Origin of the sequence: Corynebacterium sp. P4-C1, assembly GCF_030503595.1 — a bacterium.
Lineage (GTDB): Bacteria > Actinomycetota > Actinomycetes > Mycobacteriales > Mycobacteriaceae > Corynebacterium.
Genome location: NZ_CP129966.1, coordinates 1305684 through 1324722, shown reverse-complemented (window position 1 = coordinate 1324722; position 19039 = coordinate 1305684). Strand labels below are relative to the sequence as shown.

Here is a 19039-nt window from a genome sequence, read left to right as displayed (position 1 = left end):
ACAGAACAAGGGAGAACAACGTGACAGTGATCAAGTACGGATTCGGTTCCCTCGCAGACGCCGCCTCCGATATCCAGAACTCTTCCCGCAACATTGGCACCCAGCTCGACGACCTCAAGTCCCAGTTGCAGCCAATGGTGGACTCCTGGGAAGGCGAAGCAGCCGAGCGCTACCAAGAGCACCAGCGCAAGTGGGACACCGCCGCCGGGGAACTCAACGAGATCCTCTCCACCATCGGCCGCGCGGTTGACGATGGCAACGACCGTATGCAGGCCGTGAACACGGCAGCCGCGAACAGCTGGGGGTAGACCACACACCAACACGCACCAACAGACCTGCGCAGCAACGCCGGCCAAGGCTGAAACACCCGCGGACCACCTTGACACATTTCGCCCGCATCCCTGGGGGCAGACGCGGTGGAGGTCCACGGTAGCCACAGCACACGGCACATCTGTTCAAGGCACCACCTGGGGCTGGTGGCGCCTTGAGCCACGGGCACGCCGCCTACACGGGACTCGCGCACCGCACGCGCGAAGAACGTGCAGGCGGCGTTTTGGTGTCTCGACAGCGCGTGCTCTAAGGTTAATGCCCTGTGTGTTTTGCCTCCCGGGCGAAGCTGCGGGCCGAATCATCCAGATGCCGGCGCGCGAGGTTTCCCCGGGCCACCCCACCGGGTCTCCACCGGCCGCCGGAACAGGGGAGGGATAGGTGAGCGCGCCCTGGCCGGCAGCCTCTAGATAAAGACTTCAAGGAGTCATACATGTCTACCTACCACCCGAAGAGCGGTGACATTACCCGCAAGTGGTACGTCGTCGACGCTACCGACGTGGTGCTGGGCAAGCTTGCTTCCACCGTCGCAGACCTGCTGCGCGGTAAGCACAAGCCGCAGTACGCACCGAACGTTGACACCGGCGACCACGTCATCGTCATCAACGCCGACAAGGTCCACATTTCGTCCAACAAGCGCGACCGCGAGATGCGCTACCGTCACTCCGGTTACCCGGGTGGCCTGAAGTCCATCACCCTGGGCCGCGCTCTCGACGAGCGTGCGGACCGCGTGATCGAAGAGGCTGTGAAGGGCATGATGCCGCACAACCGCCTCTCCCGTCAGTCCATCAAGAAGCTTCACGTTTACACCGGCTCCGAGCACCCGCACGAGTCGCAGAAGCCCGAGAACTTCGAGTTTAAGCAGGTGTCGCAGTAATGACCGAGCCGAACAACATCACCGAAGAGACCACGAACGCCGCTGACCAGACTGAGGGCGTCGAGGCAACCCAGACCGACATTGACGCGGCTACCGCTGCCACCGAGGAGTTCAACTACACCATCGGTGACGCAGTCGCAGTCGAGGACGAGACTCAGGAGGAGACCGTCGAGGTCGCATCCTTCCACGAGGGTCCGATCCAGACCGTGGGCCGCCGTAAGCGCGCCATCGCACGCGTGACCGTCGTCGAGGGCGAGGGCAAGATCACCGTCAACGGCCGCGAGCTGGAGGACTACTTCCCGAACAAGCTGCACCAGCAGGACATCCTGGCCCCGCTGACGCTGCTCGAGCGCGAGAACCAGTTCGACATCAAGGCCAACATCGGCGGCGGCGGCCCGACCGGCCAGGCAGGCGCACTGCGTCTGGCCATCGCCCGCGCGCTGAACATCTACAACCCGGCTGAGCGCCCGACCCTGAAGAAGGCCGGCTACCTCACCCGCGACGCTCGTGCCGTGGAGCGCAAGAAGGCTGGTCTGCACAAGGCCCGTCGCGCACCGCAGTACTCCAAGCGTTAAGCGTCGCTTTCACATCGCGTCTCGCCGCTGCTCCCTGTTGTGGGGCGGCGGCGTTTCCGCTTTTCTGGGGCGTGGAGAAAGGTAGCTTGCCGTCGTTTCGAGCGTCCCGCCCGTGAACAACCCCCACCGAGCGGATCCGTGGCGCTAGGGCATAATTGTCTTCCATGACTCGACTCTTTGGAACTGACGGTGTGCGTGGCCTCGCCAACGAGGCACTGACAGCACCGCTGGCCCTGAAGCTGGGGCAGGCGGCGGCGACGGTGCTGACGCAGAATAAGCGTTCGGAGCAGCGCCGGCCCACAGCGATCATCGGGCGTGACCCGCGCGTGTCCGGCGAGATGCTTGCGGCCGCGATGGCGGCGGGAATGGCGTCGAAGGGCGTGGATGTGCTTCAGGTGGGTGTGATTCCCACTCCTGGCCTGGCGTTCCTGACCGACGATTACGGCGCCGACATCGGTGTGATGATCTCAGCGTCCCACAACCCGATGCCCGATAACGGCATCAAGTTCTTCAGCGCCGGCGGCAAGAAGCTCGCCGATGCTGTGGAGGACGAGATCGAGCGCGCCATGGATGAGCGCGACGAAGGTGGCCCGACCGGCACCGGCATCGGCCGCATCATCGAGGAGTCCCCGGACGCACACGGGCGCTACCTGGACCACCTGGCGGAGTCCGTGACCACGCCACTCAAGGGAATCAAGGTCGTTGTGGACTGCGCGAACGGCGCGGCGTCCAAGATCGCGCCGGAGGCGTATGCCGCCGCCGGTGCTGAGGTCGTAGCGATTTTCAATGAACCAAACGCCTACAACATCAACGACAACGCGGGTTCCACCCATATCGGGCAAATCCAGAGGGCCGTCGTGGAGCACGGCGCGGACCTGGGACTCGCGCACGACGGTGACGCGGACCGCTGCCTGGCCGTCGACGCCGGGGGCAAAGTCGTCGACGGCGACCAGATCATGGCGGTGCTGGCGCTGGGAATGAAGGAGAAGTCGTCGCTGCGCGAAAACACGCTGGTGGCGACTGTGATGAGCAACCTCGGCTTGAAGCTCGCGATGCAGCGCGAGGGCATCGAGGTCCGTGAAACGAAGGTCGGCGACCGTTATGTGCTCGAAGAGCTCAATGCGGGCGATTTCTCGCTCGGCGGCGAGCAGTCGGGCCACATCGTGGTTCCGGCGCGCGCGACGACGGGCGACGGCACCCTCTCCGGCCTGCTCCTCATGGAGCGCATGGCGGAGACGGGCAAGACGCTCAAGGAGCTCGCGTCGGTGATGACGGTTCTTCCGCAGGTGCTGATCAACGTTCCTGTCTCCGACAAGTCCCTTATCCTGGGCGACCAGGCCGTGCAGGAGGCCATCGCGGAGGCCGAGAGCGAGCTCGGCGGTGACGGCCGTGTCCTGCTGCGCCCCTCCGGAACCGAGGAACTGTTCCGCGTGATGGTGGAAGCCTCCGAGGAAGAGCACGCCCGCAAGGTCGCGGGGCGTCTGGCCGCGGTGGTCGCTGCGGTCTAGGAAATTTTTTCGCCCGGCGGGGAACCGATCTGGGCCGGCGGCAGTCTAAGTCTGTGGAAGATGAAGGCTGCCGCTTTTTGCGGCTTCAACCATGCTGGGGGAAGTGATGAGTGTGGGCGACCAGCTGCACCTGGAACCGGATGAACTCCGGGCGCTATTGAAATCGAAGATGAATAGCTACAACGAGGCGATCGACAGGCTGAAAGAAAAAGTGCCGGAGGTGGACACGGCATCTTTTGGGGAGGGTTTTGCCGAGCAGGGGGAAAAGCTCGCCTCGGCGATGGAGCGAGTCCACGGGCAGACGGTCGACCGGTTCAAGGCGCGCGTGGATCAGTTCGAAGAAATACTGCGGTTGATCGCCGACATCGATGAAACGGACGCGCAGAATGCGGAGGGGTTGCGCGGCCATGTCTAACACCAAGCTCAAGGAAGGCCTCGGGGAGATCGCCCGCGAGGTGGCCGTGCTACCCGGCATCAGCTTCGCTGACGCGGCGTACGTGGGGCAGAAAATCATGTCTATTTCCGCCAAGATCGACATGACGAATGGGCTGGACACATCCGCCTGGACGAACGAGTTCGCCGCGTTGAACCCGAAAGCCAGCTCGTCGGCTGCGTCCGGTGCGGCCCCGGAGGGGATCGTCGGTTTGCTCGCGGCCTTGCCTGTGCTGGGGCAGTTGGCGCCCGGGACACACGACTGGCTGAGCACCATCGGTATCGGCGGACACGAGCAGGAGCTGGACGAGGAGCAGGGATCCCATTCCGACACGTTGGACGGCCTCCACGACAATTCCTGCGACTGCGCTGATTCCGTGAACACGATCGATGAGACCGCCGACAACGGTATGCAGAGCACGATCGATGTCATTCTCGATCTCATCGCCGCGTTGAAGGACTGTCCGCTCGTCGAACTGGGATCTGTGGTTCTGACACCGATCGTGGAGGGCCTGCTGTCAATCGAGGGCACGGTCGACGACCGCAACGATGCTATCGGGGAGTGCTACGACGGCATGAAGCAGCTTTGCGACGACGCCGAAAACGCCCAGCCGCCGGCCCCCAAGCAATATGCCCCGCCAGCGGCGTCTCCGGCCGCGGCCCCAGCGTGTCCGGTAGCGGCGGCTGAGCCTGCGTCAGCGCCGGCGGCCGCTCCGGTTCCTGCTCCGGAACAGGCTCACGTGCCGTCCCCAGCACCAGCACCGGAACCAGCAACGGCACCGGCGCCTACCCCGCCCGAGGTGCCCACTGCACCTGCGATGGCGGCAGCTGGGGGTGGGGGAGTGAACATCACGGTCAATGTGGACGTGAATATGGATGTGGGATGCGCGCAGGCGGAGAGCCAGATGCCGCCTGTTGGGACGTTGCCGGCGCAGTGCCTGAATCCGGCGATTCCAGCTCCGCCCGCGGTGCCGCCTGTGGGGCCGGCGGGCGATTGCGTGGTCAAGCAGGTCGTTGCCGGTCTCGAGGCCTTCGGCCAGATGGCGGCGGAATGCCTGGAACAAGTTGAGTGCCCGGTCGAGCCGGAACCCGAGCAGGATTGCCCGGAGGAACCGCCCGTCCCGGAACCGGAACCTGCCCCGGAGCCGGATCCAGCGCCGGAACCCGCCCCGGAGCCGGATACGGAACCGGTGTCGCAGACCGAGTGCCCAGAAGACGAAGGCACGATCACCCCGCCGCCTGAGCTGGCTGAGGTGAAGGAGCCGCCGCCACCTCCGAAGAAGGGGCTTGTGGAGCCGATGGCGGTCAGCGGTGCAGAGCCGGTGGAACAGGCGCCGGTGCAGGTTGAGCAGCCGGACGAGCAAGACGATCAGCAGCGGGCCCGTACGACAGGGGGATGGTAATGGATTTTCACCAGTACGCGGAGCAATTCAAAGAGCGCACAGCCAAGCGCATGGCCGAGTTTGAGCGGGTTCTGCAGGAAAGCCAGCGGCAAATGGAGCAGTCGGCCCGGCAGCAGGCGATGGTGCGGGAGCTGAACATACAGAAACCGCCCGCGCAGACACCGCGCGGAACATACCGCGGGGTCAGGCACGGGCGGGTGCAGGGGGTGCTCCGGAAAGAGGGGCCGACGGAGCAGCCGAGAGCCTAGAAGATGCTCTTTTTGTCCGAGCGGGCGAATTCGGCCCGGTCGGCGAGATCTTTGCCGAAGAGGGACTCGACGGCCTTGCCCTCAGCGTCGATCTCCGAGTAGGCGGCGTAGGCCTTGTCACCGTTGAGCTGGTGCAGCAGGAACCCGGTGAGCAGGCCGCGGACCGGCTCCTGGACGCTCGCCTTGGAACGGCCCTGGCCCAGCAGGAACTTCTTCATGCCGTCCTCGCTGAAGGACTTCTGGTTGCCGTCCTTCACCGTGCGGTAGGCGACGGGGCCGGACCAGTTGAACGCCAGTTTGGCCGGGTTGCCCGGATCGAAGATGGCGTCGGCGTCCTCATCGGGGCCGATGACCAGCCCCGGCAGGAACAGGCTTCGGGCGGCGTTGTCCGCCGACGGGGCGACCGATGCGGGGTAGAGCGAAGCGACGGCTTTGACCTTCTCGTTGTTCACACTCGCGAGAACCGCGCAGCCACCGCCCATGCCGTGGCCGACAATGCCGAGCTTGCCGGGGGAGACGGTGACGTTGCCGTTGCCCATTTTCACGCCGCCGAGGATCTGCAGCGCAGTCTCGAGGTCGGCGGCGAAGCCGGCGTGGTTCGGGTTGAAGCCGCGCTCAGTGTCGGGAGCGGCCACGGCAATGCCCCAGCTCGCCAGGTGGCGCAGGGTCTTCGTGTAATCACCGGCGCTCTTCATCCAGTCGTGGCCGAATGCCACACCGGGCACGGCTGTGCCGTCGGCCGGGACGTACACCTTGCCGGGCAGACCGGTGTAGCCGAGGTCGCCTTCCATGACCCGGTGCGGGCCACGCTTGGACAATTCGCTGAGCTTCTTCAACTTCGCAGACACGTCGATCAGGATACTGCATGGATGCAGCGCGGTGCGGCAGATCGTGAGGTGAGTACCGGGCGTGAGGACCCAGTGCACGTGGTGCGGGAAAGAACGGGCACGTGCATTATCCTTGTGCGCATGTGTGGAATCGTGGGATACGTAGGACAGCAGCAGGGGCTGCCGATCGCGCTTGAGGCTCTGCGCCGGATGGAATACCGCGGGTACGACTCGGCGGGAATCGCAGTTGCGGGCGGGGGCGAGATCAACGTCGCCAAGCGTGCAGGCAAGCTGCAGAACCTCGAGGACAAGATTGCCGAGCTCGGCGACGGCGCGCTGAGCGGCACCACTGCCATCGGCCATACCCGCTGGGCAACCCACGGACGCCCGACGAACGAGAATGCCCATCCGCACATGTCCTACGACGGTCGTGCTGCGATCGTGCACAACGGCATCATCGAGAACTTCGCGCCGCTGCGCGAGGAGCTCGAGGGTGCCGGCATTGAGATGGCGTCCGACACGGACTCCGAGGTCGCCGCGCACCTGCTGGCGCGCGCCTACAACGGCGAGGACGAGGGCAGCACCAAGGGTGATTTCCAGGCTTCGGCCCTGAAAGTGCTCAACCGCCTCGAGGGCGCTTTCACTGTCCTGTTCACCCACGCGGACCACCCAGACACGATCATTGCGGCACGCCGCTCCACCCCGCTGATCGTGGGTGTCGGCGAGGGCGAGATGTTCCTCGGCTCCGACGTTGCCGCGTTCATCGAGTACACCAAGAACGCCGTCGAGCTCGAGTCCGACTCCGTAGTGGTGATTACTGCAGACGACTACTCGGTCCTGAACTTTGACGGCACCCCGGGCACAGGCAAGCCTTTCACCATCGACTGGGATCTGGAGGCCGCGGAGAAGGGCGGTTTCGATTCCTTCATGATGAAGGAGATCTACGAGCAGCCCGCCGCTGTCCGCGACACCCTCGCGGGCCACTGGGACGGCCAGCGCGTCGTGCTGGACGAGAACTCCATCACTGAGCGTGAGTTGAAGTCCTTCGACCAGGTCTTCGTCGTGGCCTGCGGCTCTGCCTACCACTCCGGCCTGGCCGCGAAGTACGCCATCGAGCACTGGGTGCGCATCCCGGTACAAATCGAGGTGGCGTCCGAGTTCCGCTACCGCGACCCGGTCCTGGACGAACGCACACTGGTTCTGGCCATCTCCCAGTCCGGCGAGACCGCGGACACCCTCGAGGCGGTCCGCCACGCCAAGACCCAGGGCGCGAAAGTGCTTGCAGTCTGCAACACCAACGGCTCCCAGATCCCGCGTGAATCCGACGCGGTGCTCTACACGCACGCCGGCCCGGAGATCGGAGTCGCCTCCACGAAGGCGTTCCTCGCGCAGGTCGCGGCGAACTACATCGTCGGCCTGGCACTGGCTCAGGCGAAGGGCACCAAGTACCCGGATGAGATCGAGGCGATCTGGAACGAGCTGGAAACCATCCCCGAGAAGATCGAAGCGGCACTGGCCAACCACGATGAGTGCCAGCACATCGCCGAGACTCTCGGCGCGGTGCAGACGATGCTCTTCCTCGGCCGCGGAGTCGGTTTTCCGATCGCTCTCGAGGGCGCGCTGAAGCTTAAGGAGCTCGCCTACATCCACGCAGAGGGCTTCGCCGCCGGCGAGCTCAAGCACGGCCCGATCGCCTTGATCGAGGACGACCTGCCGGTTGTCGTCATCGTGCCCAGCCCGCGCGGTGTGTCGCAGCTGCACTCGAAGATTGTCTCCAATATCCAGGAGATCCGTGCCCGCGGCGCGAAGACGATCGTCATTGCGGAGGAGGGTGACACCGCCGTCGAGCCGTACGCGAACTGGCTGCTGCGCATCCCGCAGACCCCGACGATCATGCAGCCGCTCCTGGCGACGGTCCCGCTGCAGTTCTTGGCCGCGTTCATCGCGGAGAAGTGCGGTAACGAGGACATCGACAAGCCGCGCAACCTAGCCAAGTCGGTCACCGTCGAGTAGGACGCGGTCCAGAAGAAGTAGGCAGAGAAAGTAGGGGTAGTTCTCCCGGATGCTCACCGCCCTCCAATTCGCGTTTGTTGACTCGATCAACCTGCTACTGATCGCTGTCATCGTCGCGGTCGGCGTGATGGTCCCCCGCGGCAGCGGGCGTTACGCCAAGACGACGTCGCTGCTCATCGCCGGCGATTGGTGCGGCGTGGCTGCCCTGGCGTTCCTGATGCTGATCGTCTTCGACGGCCTCGGGGACGTGGTGCAGCGCTTCGTCGAAGGCCCTGTTTTCGGCATTCTGCTGATCGCCACCGGTGTGGTCACAGGTGTGCTCGCGCTACGTGGCGGGGATAACTCGGGTCTGGTCAACCGCATCCTGGCACCGTTGCGCACACCGTCGGCGAAGACGGTGCTGGTCGGGTTCGTGCTCGGCCTGATCCAGTCGGCGACGTCGGTCCCGTTCTACGGCGGTCTCGCCGTGCTCTCGGCCGCGGGGGTGGATCTTGCGGTGCGCTACACGTTCCTCGTGCTCTACGCCACTGTCGCGCTGAGTCTGCCCACGGTGTGCGCGCTGCTGGTCGGGTGGGTGCGCCGTGCTCCGGATAGCCCCGCCGGACGCGCATTCGCCGTGGCCCGGGAGAATCCGGGGAAGGTCTCGTTGGCCGCCACCTGGGCGGTGGCTCTATTGCTCATCGTTCTCGGCACCGTCCATCTCGTTTAGAACTCCCGGCAGCGCTGTGCTGGTCCAGCCGGCGGCAGTGGCAGAATGACTGCCATGAGTTCCTCGACTTTGCGCATCGACCTGGCCGCGATCGACCACAACACGCGGCTGCTCAAGGAGAAAGTCGGGGAGACCCGCCTGATGTGCGTGGTCAAAGCGGACGCGTACAACCACGGCGCGGAGCAAGTCGTGCCGGTCATGGATGCCGCGGGGGCGGACGCGTTCGGCGTGGCCAATTTCGTTGAGGCGGCGCACGTGCGTGCGCTCACCGGCAAGCCGGTCGTGGCGTGGTTGTGGGAGCCGGGGGAGGAGATTCCCGCGGGTGTGGAGCTCGGGGTGCCGGGAATGGAGCACCTCACGTGGTTGGCGGAGCACGAGGTTGCCGCGCCACTGCACATCGTCGTGGACACGGGCATGAACCGTTCCGGCATCGACGAAGAAGATTGGCTTCGGGCTTTCCGCACGGCGAAGCAGGCGGGGCTCAACGTCGTGGGCATGATGTCGCACCTCGCGTGTGCGGATGAGCCGGAGCATCCGCACAACGCTGAGCAGCTCGACGCCTTTACCCGTGCCGTGGAGCTCGCCCGCGCGGAGGGGCTGTCGCCGCGGTGGGCACACCTGGCTAATTCGCCGGCGGTGCTCACCAGCACGGCGCACGTATTCGACCAGGTCCGCCCCGGGATCGCGTTGTACGGCCTCGATCCGGTGGAGGGCGGCGGAGCACCGCTTCTCGACGGCACCGCCCCACTCGTCCCTGCCATGACCTGGACCGCAGGCATCACCGCGGTGAAGCAGATCAGCAAGGGAGAAGGCGCGAGCTACGGGTTGACTTGGACGGCGCCGGCGGACGGCTGGACGGCGGTGGTGCCGGTGGGCTACGCCGACGGTCTGCACCGCTCGTGGCAGGACGCCGTGGAGGTGACCATCGCCGGCAAGCGTTACCCGCAGGTGGGCCGGATCTGCATGGACCAGTTCATTATCTGGCTCGGCGACAATTCCGGCGGAGTCGCAGTGGGCGACGAAGCGGTCATCTTCGGCGACGGCGGCATGGGGGCCGCAGAACTGGCGCGGCGGACGGGGACCATCCACTATGAGGTGGTGTGCGCGCCGCATGGGCGGGTGCGCCGGGAATACGTCGATAAGCGGAAGGACGAGGTGCGATGAAACCGCCGTTCACGGAAGCTGGGCGCGTCGAGTGCGCGACCGCGGAGGAGACCCGCGCGTTCGGTGAGCGCTTGGGCAGGGCGCTCGAGGCTGGCGACGTGGTGATCCTGGACGGCCCGCTGGGCGCCGGGAAAACAACGCTCACCCAGGGCATCGCGAAGGGCTTGGGAGTCAAAGGCCGGGTGACCAGCCCGACGTTCATCATCGCCCGCGAGCACAAGCCGCAGGAAAGCGGCGGCCCCGCGCTGGTGCACGTTGATGCCTACCGCCTGCTCGACAGCGTCGGCGGGACGGGCGCGGTGGACCCGCTCGGAGAGCTCGATGCGCTGGACCTCGACTCGGAACTCAACGACGCGGTCGTGGTGGCGGAATGGGGCGGCGGCCTGGTCGAGCAGATCGCGTCGCGCTACCTGCTCGTGGAGCTCGACCGGGAGACGCTCACACTCGACGACCCTGAATCGCAGGGCCGGATCATCTCCTGGTCGCTGTCGGAGTAGGGTTGTTGCCATGCAAAAGCTCACAGGTGCCCAAAAAGGCTGGACAGGAATCGTCATCGCGCTGTGGATCATCGCGCTCGCTGCCATGGTCTTCGTGCTGCCGAAGATGAGCACGGACAGTCCCGCCCCGGCCGCTGCCGGCGACTCTGAGGGCTCCGGCTCCCTCGCCGCGACGTTGGCGGGCATCGAGCCCTCCAACAGCGACGCTGTGGCAGGCCAGATGATCGATCTGCGCCGCGTCTACGGCGACGATGTCGCAGCTTTCGTCCCGGTGTGCAAGGAGGAGCCGCAGGAGCTTATCGACGCCAAGCTGGAGGCCGCCGGCGATGTCGCCGACCAGGTCGACCTGGAAAGCGGCAACAACTACATGCTGCTGGCCAAGGATCCGCAGGCGGGCGTGGACTCCGTGGACGCGGTCCCGAATGACGTGATGGATCTGTGCAACGGCAACTACTTCGACCAGTTCTTCAGCACCGAGCAGGGCTTCCCGGTGTTCTGGGACGGCGAGATCTGGCGTTTCGGCGTCCGCGCCGACTAACCGGCCGTTGGGGGTGGACACGGGCATGATTGTCCTGGCCATTGATACCGCCACCACCGACCTCGTGGCGGGCCTGGTGGAGGTGTGCGAGGGCGGGCAGCGGGGCTCAACTCCGCGGACACTCGCCCAGCGAGTGGTATCGACGCGCTCCCACAATGAGTTGCTCGTGCCTACCGTCGTGGAGCTTCTCGGTGAGGCCGGACGGGAATTCGGTGACCTGGGTGCGATCGTGGTCGGTTGCGGGCCCGGACCGTTTACTGGCCTGCGCGTGGGCATGGCCACCGCTTCTGCATTCGGCCAAGCCCTCGGCATTCCGGTCCACGGTGTGTGCACCCATGATGCGGTGGCGGCGCAGATCGGCTCCGACGCTCTGGTGGTGACGGATGCCCGCCGCCGCGAGGTGTACTGGGCGCAGTACCGGTCAGGGACGCGTACCGCGGGCCCCGATGTGATTGCCCCGGCGGCACTTGAGGCAAAGACCCCGGTGGGGGTGCTGAGCGTCCCGGAGAATCTCCGCGAGCAGCTCACCCCTGAGCTCGCCGCCAGTGCGGAGACCGTCACCTACGTCGCTCCGCTTCCCTCCGGGCTGGTGGCTGTGGCGGACCTCGACGCAGACCCCGAGCCGTTGGTGCCGCTGTACCTGCGCCGTCCGGATGCTAAAGAGCCGGCACCGAAGCCGAAATCGCCCGCCATCCCGGACGTCGCGGGGCTGGCTGCGGAAGGGGAGTGAGCGTGGAACTGCGCGAATTGACCGTCGCCGACGCGGCGGCGACGGCCGCGATCGAAGCCGATGTCTTCGCCGGCGAGACGCCGTGGTCCCGCGACGTGTTCGCGGTGCAGTTCGCTCACCCGTACACGTTTTACGTCGGCGCTTTCGACGATGAGGGGGAGATGCTGGGCTACGCCGGACTGGCCAAGCTCGGCCCCCCGGACGACCCGGAATTCGAGGTGCACACCATCGCGGTGGCCCGCGGCCACCAGGGCCGCGGCATCGGCCGGGTGCTCATGGACCAGCTCGTCCACGCCGCCGACATGCACGACGGACAGATGTTCCTCGAGGTGCGCACGGACAACACAGCGGCGCTGGCCCTGTACGGCAGCTACGGTTTCAAGGAGATCGGGGTGCGCAAAGGCTATTACCAGCCGACAGGGGCGGACGCGTACACGATGATGCGGCCCAGCGTTAGTGAACAGGCTGAAGCCGGCCGGACCGGCGGAAGTGGAGCAGAAGAAAGGAGCGGGCAGTGATCGTCCTCGGAATCGAATCTTCCTGCGACGAAACAGGCGTGGGCATCATCGAGCTCGCGGCGGACGGGCAGATGGAGATCCTCGCCGACGTGGTCGCTTCCTCGATGGAGCAGCACGCGCGCTTCGGCGGCGTCGTCCCAGAAATCGCCTCGCGGGCCCATTTGGAGGCCATGCCGCAGGTGATGGGGAAGGCGTTGGCGGAAGCTGGCGTCGATAAGCCTGATGCTGTCGCGGCAACGGTCGGACCCGGCCTGGCGGGCGCGTTGCTCGTGGGTGCCTCTGCCGCGAAGGCGTACGCCGCGGCGTGGGGGGTACCGTTCTACGGTGTCAATCACTTGGGCGGGCATGTGGCTGTCGCCAATCTCGACGGCGGTGAGGAGCTCCCGCACTCGATCGCGTTGCTCGTGTCAGGCGGGCACACGCAGATTCTCGAGGTCGACGCGGTGGGCAAGCCGATGAAGGAATTGGGTAGCACGCTTGACGATGCCGCCGGCGAGGCCTACGACAAAGTCTCCCGCTTGCTCGGGCTCGGCTATCCCGGCGGCCCCGTCATCGACAGGCTGGCGAAGTCAGGCAATGCGGACGCTATCCGCTTCCCGCGCGGATTGTCCCGGGCGGAGGATCTGCGAGGCGGGCACCGCTACGACTTCTCCTTCTCCGGACTGAAGACCGCAGTGGCCCGCTACGTCGAGGCCGCGGAGCGAAACGGCGAGGTGATCAGTGTCGAGGATGTCTGCGCTTCCTTCCAGGAAGCAGTGGTCGACGTGCTCACTGCGAAAGCCGTCATGGCGTGCGAAGACACGGGTGCCCAGACGCTGCTGCTCGGCGGCGGTGTGGCCGCGAACTCCCGGCTGCGTGAACTCGCGGGCCAGCGGTGCGCGGAGAAAGGGATTGAGCTGCGCGTCCCGCGTTTCGCGCTGTGCACCGATAACGGCGTGATGATCGCGGCACTGGCTGCCCAATTGATTCACGAGGGCGCGGAGGCCTCCGGGCTGGACGCCGCCACCGACACTTCGCTGGATGTGGAGACTCCGCTCGTCGGCTCGCCGAGCTAAGCGGGCAGTTTCCACGTACTCTTAGGGGTGTTGTCTTTCCCTACACCCGGCAAAAGGATGTGACCATGGCGATTCACAGCGATCACGAGAAATTCGGGTTGCTCGTCAACCCCGATCTGACTTTCCACCGCATCGTCTTCGACCTCGACGACGCGAACCAGTTCCTCGGACCAGTCGTCAACGAGGGAGTCAAGGTCGCTTTCGAACACGACGGCCCTGTCTACGACGCGTATTTCTCCCCTGAGGCCAAGGAAAAGCGCGCCGATCCGAATCCGGTCGCGTCCATGGCGCGGAACACTGCCGCCACCGACAACCCGGCCTTCCTCCAGGACCCGTCGACCGCTATCTCCGGCCCGGTGATCATCACCGGCCGCGACGGCAAGAGCATCGACGACGAGGTTGTGGAAGAGATCAAGAACACCATCCGCGCTGTCCGCAACTACCGGGAGGACAACGAGGAGGAGTACCAGCTCTGGCGCAACGCCGTGCTGAACCTGGGCACTCCGCAGGTGTAACACGCGCCGTTCACGCGGAAGGAACGGCGACAAGGTGGCAAGGCTGGGCATGTGTGCCCGGCCTTGTTGTCGTTTAGCACTCCCGTAGGTAGAGTGCTAATCAGGTTTTGGGCACAGTTTGTTCACCCGCGACGACGGCTGCGCATCGCGAAACCTGCAACGAACAACTTTCAAGAAAGGTTTTCACCGTGGCAAACGTCAACATCAAGCCCCTCGAGGACAAGATCCTCGTCCAGATCGTCGAGGCAGAGACCACCACCGCCTCCGGCCTGGTCATCCCGGACTCCGCTCAGGAGAAGCCGCAGGAAGCGACCGTCATCGCTGTCGGCCCGGGCCGCTGGGACGATGAGGGCGAGCACCGTATCCCGGTCGACGTCAAGGAGGGTGACACCGTCATCTTCTCCAAGTACGGCGGCACCGAGCTCAAGTACGGCGATCAGGAGTACCTGCTCCTGTCCGCTCGTGACCTGCTGGCCGTCGTCGAAAAGTAAGAAAGGGAGGGACTGACTCCCAATGGCAAAACTGATTGCATTCGACCAGGAAGCCCGTGAGGGCATCCAGCGCGGTGTCGACGTCCTCGCCGACTCCGTGCGCGTCACGCTTGGCCCGCGCGGCCGCAACGTGGTGCTGGACAAGGCATTCGGCGGCCCCGCCGTCACCAACGACGGTGTGACCATCGCCCGCGACATCGACCTCGAGGACCCCTTCGAGAACCTCGGTGCGCAGCTGGTCAAGTCCGTCGCAGTCAAGACCAATGACATCGCCGGCGACGGCACCACCACCGCGACGCTGCTCGCTCAGGCGCTCATCAATGAAGGCCTGCGCAACGTTGCGGCCGGTGCCAACCCGATCGAGCTGAACAAGGGCATCTCCGCTGCGGCTGAAAAGGTCGTCGAGGAGCTCAAGGCCCGCGCCACTGAGGTCTCCTCCTCCGAGGAGATCGCCAACGTGGCCACCGTTTCCTCCCGCGACGAGGTCGTCGGCGAGATGGTCTCCGGTGCCATGGACAAGGTGGGCAAGGACGGTGTCCTCACCGTCGAGGAATCCCAGTCCATCGAGTCCTACGTCGATGTCACTGAGGGCATCTCCTTCGAGAAGGGCTTCCTGTCCCCGTACTTCATGACCGACCCGGAGGCCGGCCAGGCAGTGCTCGAAGAGCCGCTCATCCTCCTCGTGCGCAACAAGATCTCCTCCCTGCCGGAATTCCTCCCGCTGCTGGAGAAGGCCGTGGGCACCTCCCGCCCGCTGCTGATCATTGCCGAGGACATCGAGGGTGAGCCGCTGCAGACCCTCGTGGTCAACACCATCCGCGGCGCCCTGAAGGTCGCCGCCGTGAAGTCCCCGTACTTCGGTGAGCGCCGCAAGGCCTTCATGGACGACCTCGCTGTGGTGACCAACGCAACGGTCATCGACCCGGAGGTCGGCGTGAACCTGAAGGACGCCGAGCTGGACGTGCTCGGCAGCGCCCGCCGCGTCACCGTGACCAAGGACGACACTGTCATCGTCGACGGTGCCGGCACTGCTGAAGCGGTGGAGAACCGCCGCCAGCAGATCCGCCGCGAGATCGAGAACACTGACTCCACCTGGGACAAGGAGAAGGCGGAGGAGCGCCTGGCGAAACTGTCCGGCGGTGTCGCTGTCATCCGCGTCGGCGCACCGACCGAGACTGAGGTCAACGAGCGCAAGCTCCGCGTCGAGGACGCCATCAACGCCGCCCGTGCAGCGGCCCAGGAAGGCATCATCGCCGGTGGCGGTTCCGCACTCGTGCAGATTGCCAACGGCCTGGAGTCCTACGCGGAGGAGTTCGAGGGCGAGCAGAAGGTCGGTGTGCAGGCAGTCGCCCGCGCACTGACCAAGCCCGCCTACTGGATCGCCGAGAACGCCGGCCTGGACGGCTCTGTCGTGGTGTCGAAGATTGCTGAGCTGCCCAACGGTGAAGGCTTCAACGCCGCCACCTTGCAGTACGGCGACCTGATCGAGCAGGGCATCATCGACCCGGTGAAGGTCACCCACTCCGCCGTGGTCAACGCCGCATCCGTCGCCCGCATGGTGCTCACCACGGAAGCATCCGTGGTGGAGAAGCCCGCCGAGGACGACGAGGAGCAGGGCCAAAGCCATGGCCACAGCCACTAGCCTCTAGCGAGGCTGGGGCTGCGACCCCGCAGCCTGGCAAAGCCCCGTCCCGCGAACTGTGAATGGTGTTCGCGGGACGGGGCTTATTTCATGCCGATGGTGGCGGTGGTTTTCTTAAGGGGCGGGGACGCAGCGGTTTAGACCGCGGTGACTTTTTCCTTGGAACGGCGGCCCTTTGCGGTGCCGCGCAGCGCCGCCTGGCGCTCGGATTCGCTCATGCCGCCCCAGATGCCGTAAGGCTCAGCCACGGCGAGGGCGTGCTCGCGGCACTGTTCCAGCACTGGGCAGCCGAAGCAGATTGCCTTGGCGCGGTTTTCACGGTTGGTGCGGGCGCGGCCGCGTTCGCCGTCCGGGTGGTAGAAGACGTCGGAGGCCTCGCCGCGGCACGCCCCGTGGAGCTGCCAATCCCAGAAGTCGGCGTTGGGTCCGGGCAACTGCTGCGGCATAGACAACGTGGGCATGTAGTGAAAATCTCCTGGAATGGGGGGAACGACGAGCTCACGCTTCCACCTGCTCCGGTGCGGCCGGGAAGCCAATGTGGGCCGGGGCGCGGTGAAGCACGAGATAGGAGTGTGCAAGGCGTGGGTAAACAACTGGTTTCTGCCAGGTGTCGCACAGTTTGAAGCAAGGATTTTGCGGGCTCCAGCGTGCCCCTGAACAGTGGGAACCGCCGGAGGTTAAAGGTCGGTGAATTGTAGGTGTCGCTGCGTGCGGCGCCACAAAGGCGCACCATGCGCCTCAGCGGTCTCGGCAGACTCAGCCAATCCGGCCGGTCTGGGGGGGGAGGGGGAGGCGGCTCGCTCGGCGCGAGCATTTATGCCGTTCAGCGTCCGGGGCGTAGTATGAATTGCCATAAATCTGCCCGAAAATTGGCTGTCTGTCGTACCCTGCGATAGATCCCCGCTGCAACGGCGCTGAATGAAATTAGCCCACCCAGAGGCACGACACCGCGAAGGAGAGACGTGGCCGCACCCGATACCGACGACCGCCTCGCCTTCCTGGTGCCCCGTGCGCAGGAAGGCGATAAGCGTGCACTGAAGGAAATCATTCAGATTGTGCACCCGACCGTGCTGCGCTACGCCCGCGCCCGCATCAGCGGTGGACGGACGCCCACCGCGGAAGACGTGGCACAGGAAATCTGCCTCGCCGTGGCCACGTCCGTGAACAAATACCAGGACAAGGGCAAGCCCTTCATGGCGTTCGTGTACGGCATTGCCTTCAACAAAGTCACCGACGCGCACCGGGCGTTGTCGCGCGACAAATCCAGCCCCACCGATGAGATGCCTGACCAGGAATTTTCCGGTGACACCCCGGAAGATGCAGCCATGGTGGAAGTGGGAAGTAACAGAGTACGCGAGTTACTCGATCTGTTAAGTGAGAAGGCAAGAGAGATCGTCACCCTGCGTGTCTTTGTCGGCCTGTCCGCCGAAGAAACTGCAGAGATCACAGGCAGCACCGCCGGAGCGGTGCGCGTCGCTCAGCACCGTGCCCTTGCAACGATGCGGAAAGCCGTCGAAGAAGAACAGCGCCAGCACGAACAGCTGGGCTGAGGATGAGAGATTAAGGAGGGGAGCCATGGATCCGAAGTTCACCGGTGGCAGTGACCGTTCGCGTAACACCGCGAACATGGATGATCTGCAGGCGAGCGACGCATTCCTGACGGACCTGTCGCACGGTGTGGACCCATCTGGCGGTTCCGATGAATTGGCTGCTCTGCTCCTTGGGTTGCACGATGAGGTGGCGGCTCCGATGCCGGCGGCCCCCGACCTGTCCGAGCTGTTCGGCGGCAGCGTTGCCGGCGACGATGCGGTGACGGAGGAAAACCCGGCTGTCGCTTCCCTAGGCGGGCACCGCGCGCGGCGCGGGCCACGCCGCGCGGCCGAGCACACGAAAGACCGCGGCCGCCGCTTCCGCACCAACCCGTGGCTCGCGGGCTTGGTCGGTGCCGCCGCCGCGACTGTCATGGTGGCCGGCACCGGCGCCGCGCTGTACAACGCCACCCCGGGATCGGCCCTGTGGGGTCCGTCCGAGACCCTGTTCGGCGAACGCACTGACTCGGTGGAGTTCGCCAGCGCCCTCGACGAGATTGACAGCAAGACCCAGTCCGGCGATATCGCCGGTGCCCGCGTCCTCATTGACCAGCTGCGCGATTCGTTGAAGTCCGACCGTGAGCGTAAGCAGAAGCAGCAGACCGGTGCACCCGCGCCGCAGGCTCCCGCCACCGTGACGGTATCCCGGGAACCGAAGCCGGAGGGCAAGCCAGCCGAGCCGGAGAAACCGGCAACGGTCACTGTCACCCCGGCGCCCGCCACCCAGACGGTGACGGTCACCGAAACGGCACCGGCGCACGGCGGTCGGGGCACGGAGTCGTCGTCAAGCTCGAATGCCCCGTCGACGACCTCGACGATCCCAACGACGACCAAGTCGCTGGGTGCCTCGCAGCAGTCCCAGCCCGCGCAGTCCTCGCAGTAGAAGCTGCGAAGCCGTAGTACGCGAAAACCGCGGGGTGCTCCGCGGTTGATTTCTTCGGACGTTGCCGTGCGTCTCTAGCGCGCCTCGAGACCGTCCAGGTAGCCCAGCGCATAATCCCACGGCACGTACGCCCGCGGGTTCGGCTGGGCGCTCGGCTCGTGCACGGGCGGAAGTTCGCCCTGCAGGCTGGCGACCATGTTGGTGATCATGATGTCCCAGTCGTAATAGTGGACTTCCTCGCAGTCCCCGCACAGGAAGTGGATGCCCAAGATTCCCCGCGGTTCGAGGATCTCCTTGAACTCACGCGTCTGCGCGAGGTCGCGGATGACCGCTTGGCGTTCTTCCTGGCTGAGCGGCTCCACGACTTCATCGTCCTCGATGAAGGATGCGGGATCGTTGGGATCGTCTGCGAACGGGTCGCGCGGCATCATGGAGTCAAAGTTCACAGACTCAACCCTATTGCCCACCGGCGGCGAAGTTCAATTTTGGTGTGCTTTT

At 65.4% G+C, this 19039-nt stretch carries 23 protein-coding genes; 20 read left to right on the top strand and 3 right to left on the bottom strand.

Annotation, left to right across the window (positions count from 1 at the left end):
- The first annotated feature begins 20 nt into the window (after positions 1-20).
- From QYR03_RS06245 to QYR03_RS06215, 7 genes are all read left to right on the top strand, one after another.
- Positions 21-308, top strand: a complete 288-nt coding sequence (locus QYR03_RS06245; protein WP_259850002.1) for a WXG100 family type VII secretion target — start codon at positions 21-23, stop codon at positions 306-308.
- Positions 309-760: 452 nt separating this feature from the next.
- A complete protein-coding gene (gene rplM / locus QYR03_RS06240) occupies positions 761-1204 on the top strand; it encodes a 50S ribosomal protein L13 (RefSeq protein ID WP_259850000.1) in 444 nt (147 codons plus the stop codon).
- A complete protein-coding gene (gene rpsI / locus QYR03_RS06235) occupies positions 1204-1779 on the top strand; it encodes a 30S ribosomal protein S9 (protein WP_259849998.1) in 576 nt (191 codons plus the stop codon). The genes rplM and rpsI overlap by 1 nt, the downstream gene beginning before the upstream one ends.
- Before the next feature lie 164 nt (positions 1780-1943).
- Positions 1944-3287, top strand: coding sequence for a phosphoglucosamine mutase (glmM, locus tag QYR03_RS06230; protein ID WP_301713391.1), 1344 nt, complete (start codon positions 1944-1946; stop codon positions 3285-3287).
- 112 nt (positions 3288-3399) lie between these two features.
- The gene (locus QYR03_RS06225; protein ID WP_301713390.1) at positions 3400-3702 is read left to right on the top strand and encodes a hypothetical protein; all 303 of its coding nucleotides are present in this window, start codon (positions 3400-3402) and stop codon (positions 3700-3702) included.
- The gene (locus QYR03_RS06220; RefSeq protein ID WP_301713389.1) at positions 3695-5122 is read left to right on the top strand and encodes a hypothetical protein; all 1428 of its coding nucleotides are present in this window, start codon (positions 3695-3697) and stop codon (positions 5120-5122) included. Before QYR03_RS06225 ends, QYR03_RS06220 begins: the two co-directional genes overlap by 8 nt.
- Positions 5122-5370, top strand: a complete 249-nt coding sequence (locus tag QYR03_RS06215) for a hypothetical protein (protein WP_301713388.1) — start codon at positions 5122-5124, stop codon at positions 5368-5370. The genes QYR03_RS06220 and QYR03_RS06215 overlap by 1 nt, the downstream gene beginning before the upstream one ends.
- On the opposite strand, the gene QYR03_RS06210 is transcribed toward QYR03_RS06215, so the two are convergent.
- Positions 5367-6218, bottom strand: a complete 852-nt coding sequence (locus QYR03_RS06210) for a dienelactone hydrolase family protein (protein WP_301713387.1) — start codon at positions 6216-6218, stop codon at positions 5367-5369. The two genes, QYR03_RS06215 and QYR03_RS06210, sit on opposite strands and share 4 nt — an antisense overlap.
- Positions 6219-6338: 120 nt before the next feature.
- Here QYR03_RS06210 and glmS point away from each other — a divergent pair, with 120 nt between their 5' ends.
- The 11 genes from glmS to groL all read left to right on the top strand — a co-directional run bounded on the left by glmS (position 6339) and on the right by groL (position 16069).
- A complete protein-coding gene (glmS, locus tag QYR03_RS06205) occupies positions 6339-8210 on the top strand; it encodes a glutamine--fructose-6-phosphate transaminase (isomerizing) (RefSeq protein WP_301713386.1) in 1872 nt (623 codons plus the stop codon).
- Between the two features lie 49 nt (positions 8211-8259).
- Positions 8260-8919: a hypothetical protein gene (locus QYR03_RS06200; protein WP_301713385.1), complete on the top strand. Its 660-nt coding sequence runs from the start codon at positions 8260-8262 to the stop codon at positions 8917-8919.
- A gap of 54 nt (positions 8920-8973) precedes the next feature.
- Positions 8974-10083, top strand: a complete 1110-nt coding sequence (alr, locus tag QYR03_RS06195) for an alanine racemase (protein ID WP_301713384.1) — start codon at positions 8974-8976, stop codon at positions 10081-10083.
- A complete protein-coding gene (gene tsaE / locus QYR03_RS06190; protein ID WP_301713383.1) occupies positions 10080-10580 on the top strand; it encodes a tRNA (adenosine(37)-N6)-threonylcarbamoyltransferase complex ATPase subunit type 1 TsaE in 501 nt (166 codons plus the stop codon). Before alr ends, tsaE begins: the two co-directional genes overlap by 4 nt.
- Positions 10581-10590: 10 nt before the next feature.
- Positions 10591-11118 (top strand): hypothetical protein, encoded by a 528-nt coding sequence (locus QYR03_RS06185; RefSeq protein ID WP_259849982.1) that lies wholly within the window; start codon positions 10591-10593, stop codon positions 11116-11118.
- A gap of 25 nt (positions 11119-11143) precedes the next feature.
- The gene (gene tsaB, locus QYR03_RS06180; RefSeq protein ID WP_301713382.1) at positions 11144-11848 is read left to right on the top strand and encodes a tRNA (adenosine(37)-N6)-threonylcarbamoyltransferase complex dimerization subunit type 1 TsaB; all 705 of its coding nucleotides are present in this window, start codon (positions 11144-11146) and stop codon (positions 11846-11848) included.
- A gap of 2 nt (positions 11849-11850) precedes the next feature.
- Positions 11851-12366 (top strand): ribosomal protein S18-alanine N-acetyltransferase, encoded by a 516-nt coding sequence (gene rimI, locus QYR03_RS06175; RefSeq protein WP_259849980.1) that lies wholly within the window; start codon positions 11851-11853, stop codon positions 12364-12366.
- Complete coding sequence (gene tsaD / locus QYR03_RS06170) at positions 12363-13421, top strand: tRNA (adenosine(37)-N6)-threonylcarbamoyltransferase complex transferase subunit TsaD (protein WP_301713381.1); 1059 nt, start codon at positions 12363-12365, stop codon at positions 13419-13421. The genes rimI and tsaD overlap by 4 nt, the downstream gene beginning before the upstream one ends.
- 65 nt (positions 13422-13486) lie before the next feature.
- Positions 13487-13936, top strand: coding sequence for a hypothetical protein (locus QYR03_RS06165; protein WP_259849976.1), 450 nt, complete (start codon positions 13487-13489; stop codon positions 13934-13936).
- Between the two features lie 188 nt (positions 13937-14124).
- The gene (gene groES, locus QYR03_RS06160) at positions 14125-14427 is read left to right on the top strand and encodes a co-chaperone GroES (protein WP_076599172.1); all 303 of its coding nucleotides are present in this window, start codon (positions 14125-14127) and stop codon (positions 14425-14427) included.
- 22 nt (positions 14428-14449) lie between these two features.
- On the top strand, positions 14450-16069 hold the full coding sequence (groL, locus tag QYR03_RS06155; protein WP_301713380.1) for a chaperonin GroEL: 1620 nt from the start codon (positions 14450-14452) through the stop codon (positions 16067-16069).
- A 137-nt stretch (positions 16070-16206) separates the two neighbouring features.
- Here groL and QYR03_RS06150 read toward each other — a convergent pair whose 3' ends face one another.
- Complete coding sequence (locus QYR03_RS06150; RefSeq protein ID WP_301713394.1) at positions 16207-16521, bottom strand: WhiB family transcriptional regulator; 315 nt, start codon at positions 16519-16521, stop codon at positions 16207-16209.
- Between the two features lie 510 nt (positions 16522-17031).
- Between QYR03_RS06150 and QYR03_RS06145 the strand changes: the two genes are divergently transcribed.
- Positions 17032-17619 (top strand): sigma-70 family RNA polymerase sigma factor, encoded by a 588-nt coding sequence (locus QYR03_RS06145; RefSeq protein WP_259849971.1) that lies wholly within the window; start codon positions 17032-17034, stop codon positions 17617-17619.
- Between the two features lie 25 nt (positions 17620-17644).
- Complete coding sequence (locus QYR03_RS06140; protein WP_301713379.1) at positions 17645-18541, top strand: hypothetical protein; 897 nt, start codon at positions 17645-17647, stop codon at positions 18539-18541.
- A 74-nt stretch (positions 18542-18615) separates the two neighbouring features.
- Here the strand turns inward: QYR03_RS06140 and QYR03_RS06135 are convergent, their stop codons facing one another.
- Complete coding sequence (locus tag QYR03_RS06135; RefSeq protein ID WP_301713378.1) at positions 18616-18987, bottom strand: DUF5319 domain-containing protein; 372 nt, start codon at positions 18985-18987, stop codon at positions 18616-18618.
- Positions 18988-19039: the final 52 nt, after the last annotated feature.

Coding starts and splice junctions, on each gene's coding strand:
- rplM (WP_259850000.1), top strand. CDS start 761: ATGTCTACCTACCACCCGAAGAGCGGTGACATTACCCGCAAGTGGTAC.
- rpsI (WP_259849998.1), top strand. CDS start 1,204: ATGACCGAGCCGAACAACATCACCGAAGAGACCACGAACGCCGCTGAC.
- glmM (WP_301713391.1), top strand. CDS start 1,944: ATGACTCGACTCTTTGGAACTGACGGTGTGCGTGGCCTCGCCAACGAG.
- QYR03_RS06220 (WP_301713389.1), top strand. CDS start 3,695: ATGTCTAACACCAAGCTCAAGGAAGGCCTCGGGGAGATCGCCCGCGAG.
- QYR03_RS06215 (WP_301713388.1), top strand. CDS start 5,122: ATGGATTTTCACCAGTACGCGGAGCAATTCAAAGAGCGCACAGCCAAG.
- glmS (WP_301713386.1), top strand. CDS start 6,339: ATGTGTGGAATCGTGGGATACGTAGGACAGCAGCAGGGGCTGCCGATC.
- QYR03_RS06200 (WP_301713385.1), top strand. CDS start 8,260: ATGCTCACCGCCCTCCAATTCGCGTTTGTTGACTCGATCAACCTGCTA.
- alr (WP_301713384.1), top strand. CDS start 8,974: ATGAGTTCCTCGACTTTGCGCATCGACCTGGCCGCGATCGACCACAAC.
- tsaE (WP_301713383.1), top strand. CDS start 10,080: ATGAAACCGCCGTTCACGGAAGCTGGGCGCGTCGAGTGCGCGACCGCG.
- QYR03_RS06185 (WP_259849982.1), top strand. CDS start 10,591: ATGCAAAAGCTCACAGGTGCCCAAAAAGGCTGGACAGGAATCGTCATC.
- tsaB (WP_301713382.1), top strand. CDS start 11,144: ATGATTGTCCTGGCCATTGATACCGCCACCACCGACCTCGTGGCGGGC.
- QYR03_RS06165 (WP_259849976.1), top strand. CDS start 13,487: ATGGCGATTCACAGCGATCACGAGAAATTCGGGTTGCTCGTCAACCCC.
- groL (WP_301713380.1), top strand. CDS start 14,450: ATGGCAAAACTGATTGCATTCGACCAGGAAGCCCGTGAGGGCATCCAG.
- QYR03_RS06140 (WP_301713379.1), top strand. CDS start 17,645: ATGGATCCGAAGTTCACCGGTGGCAGTGACCGTTCGCGTAACACCGCG.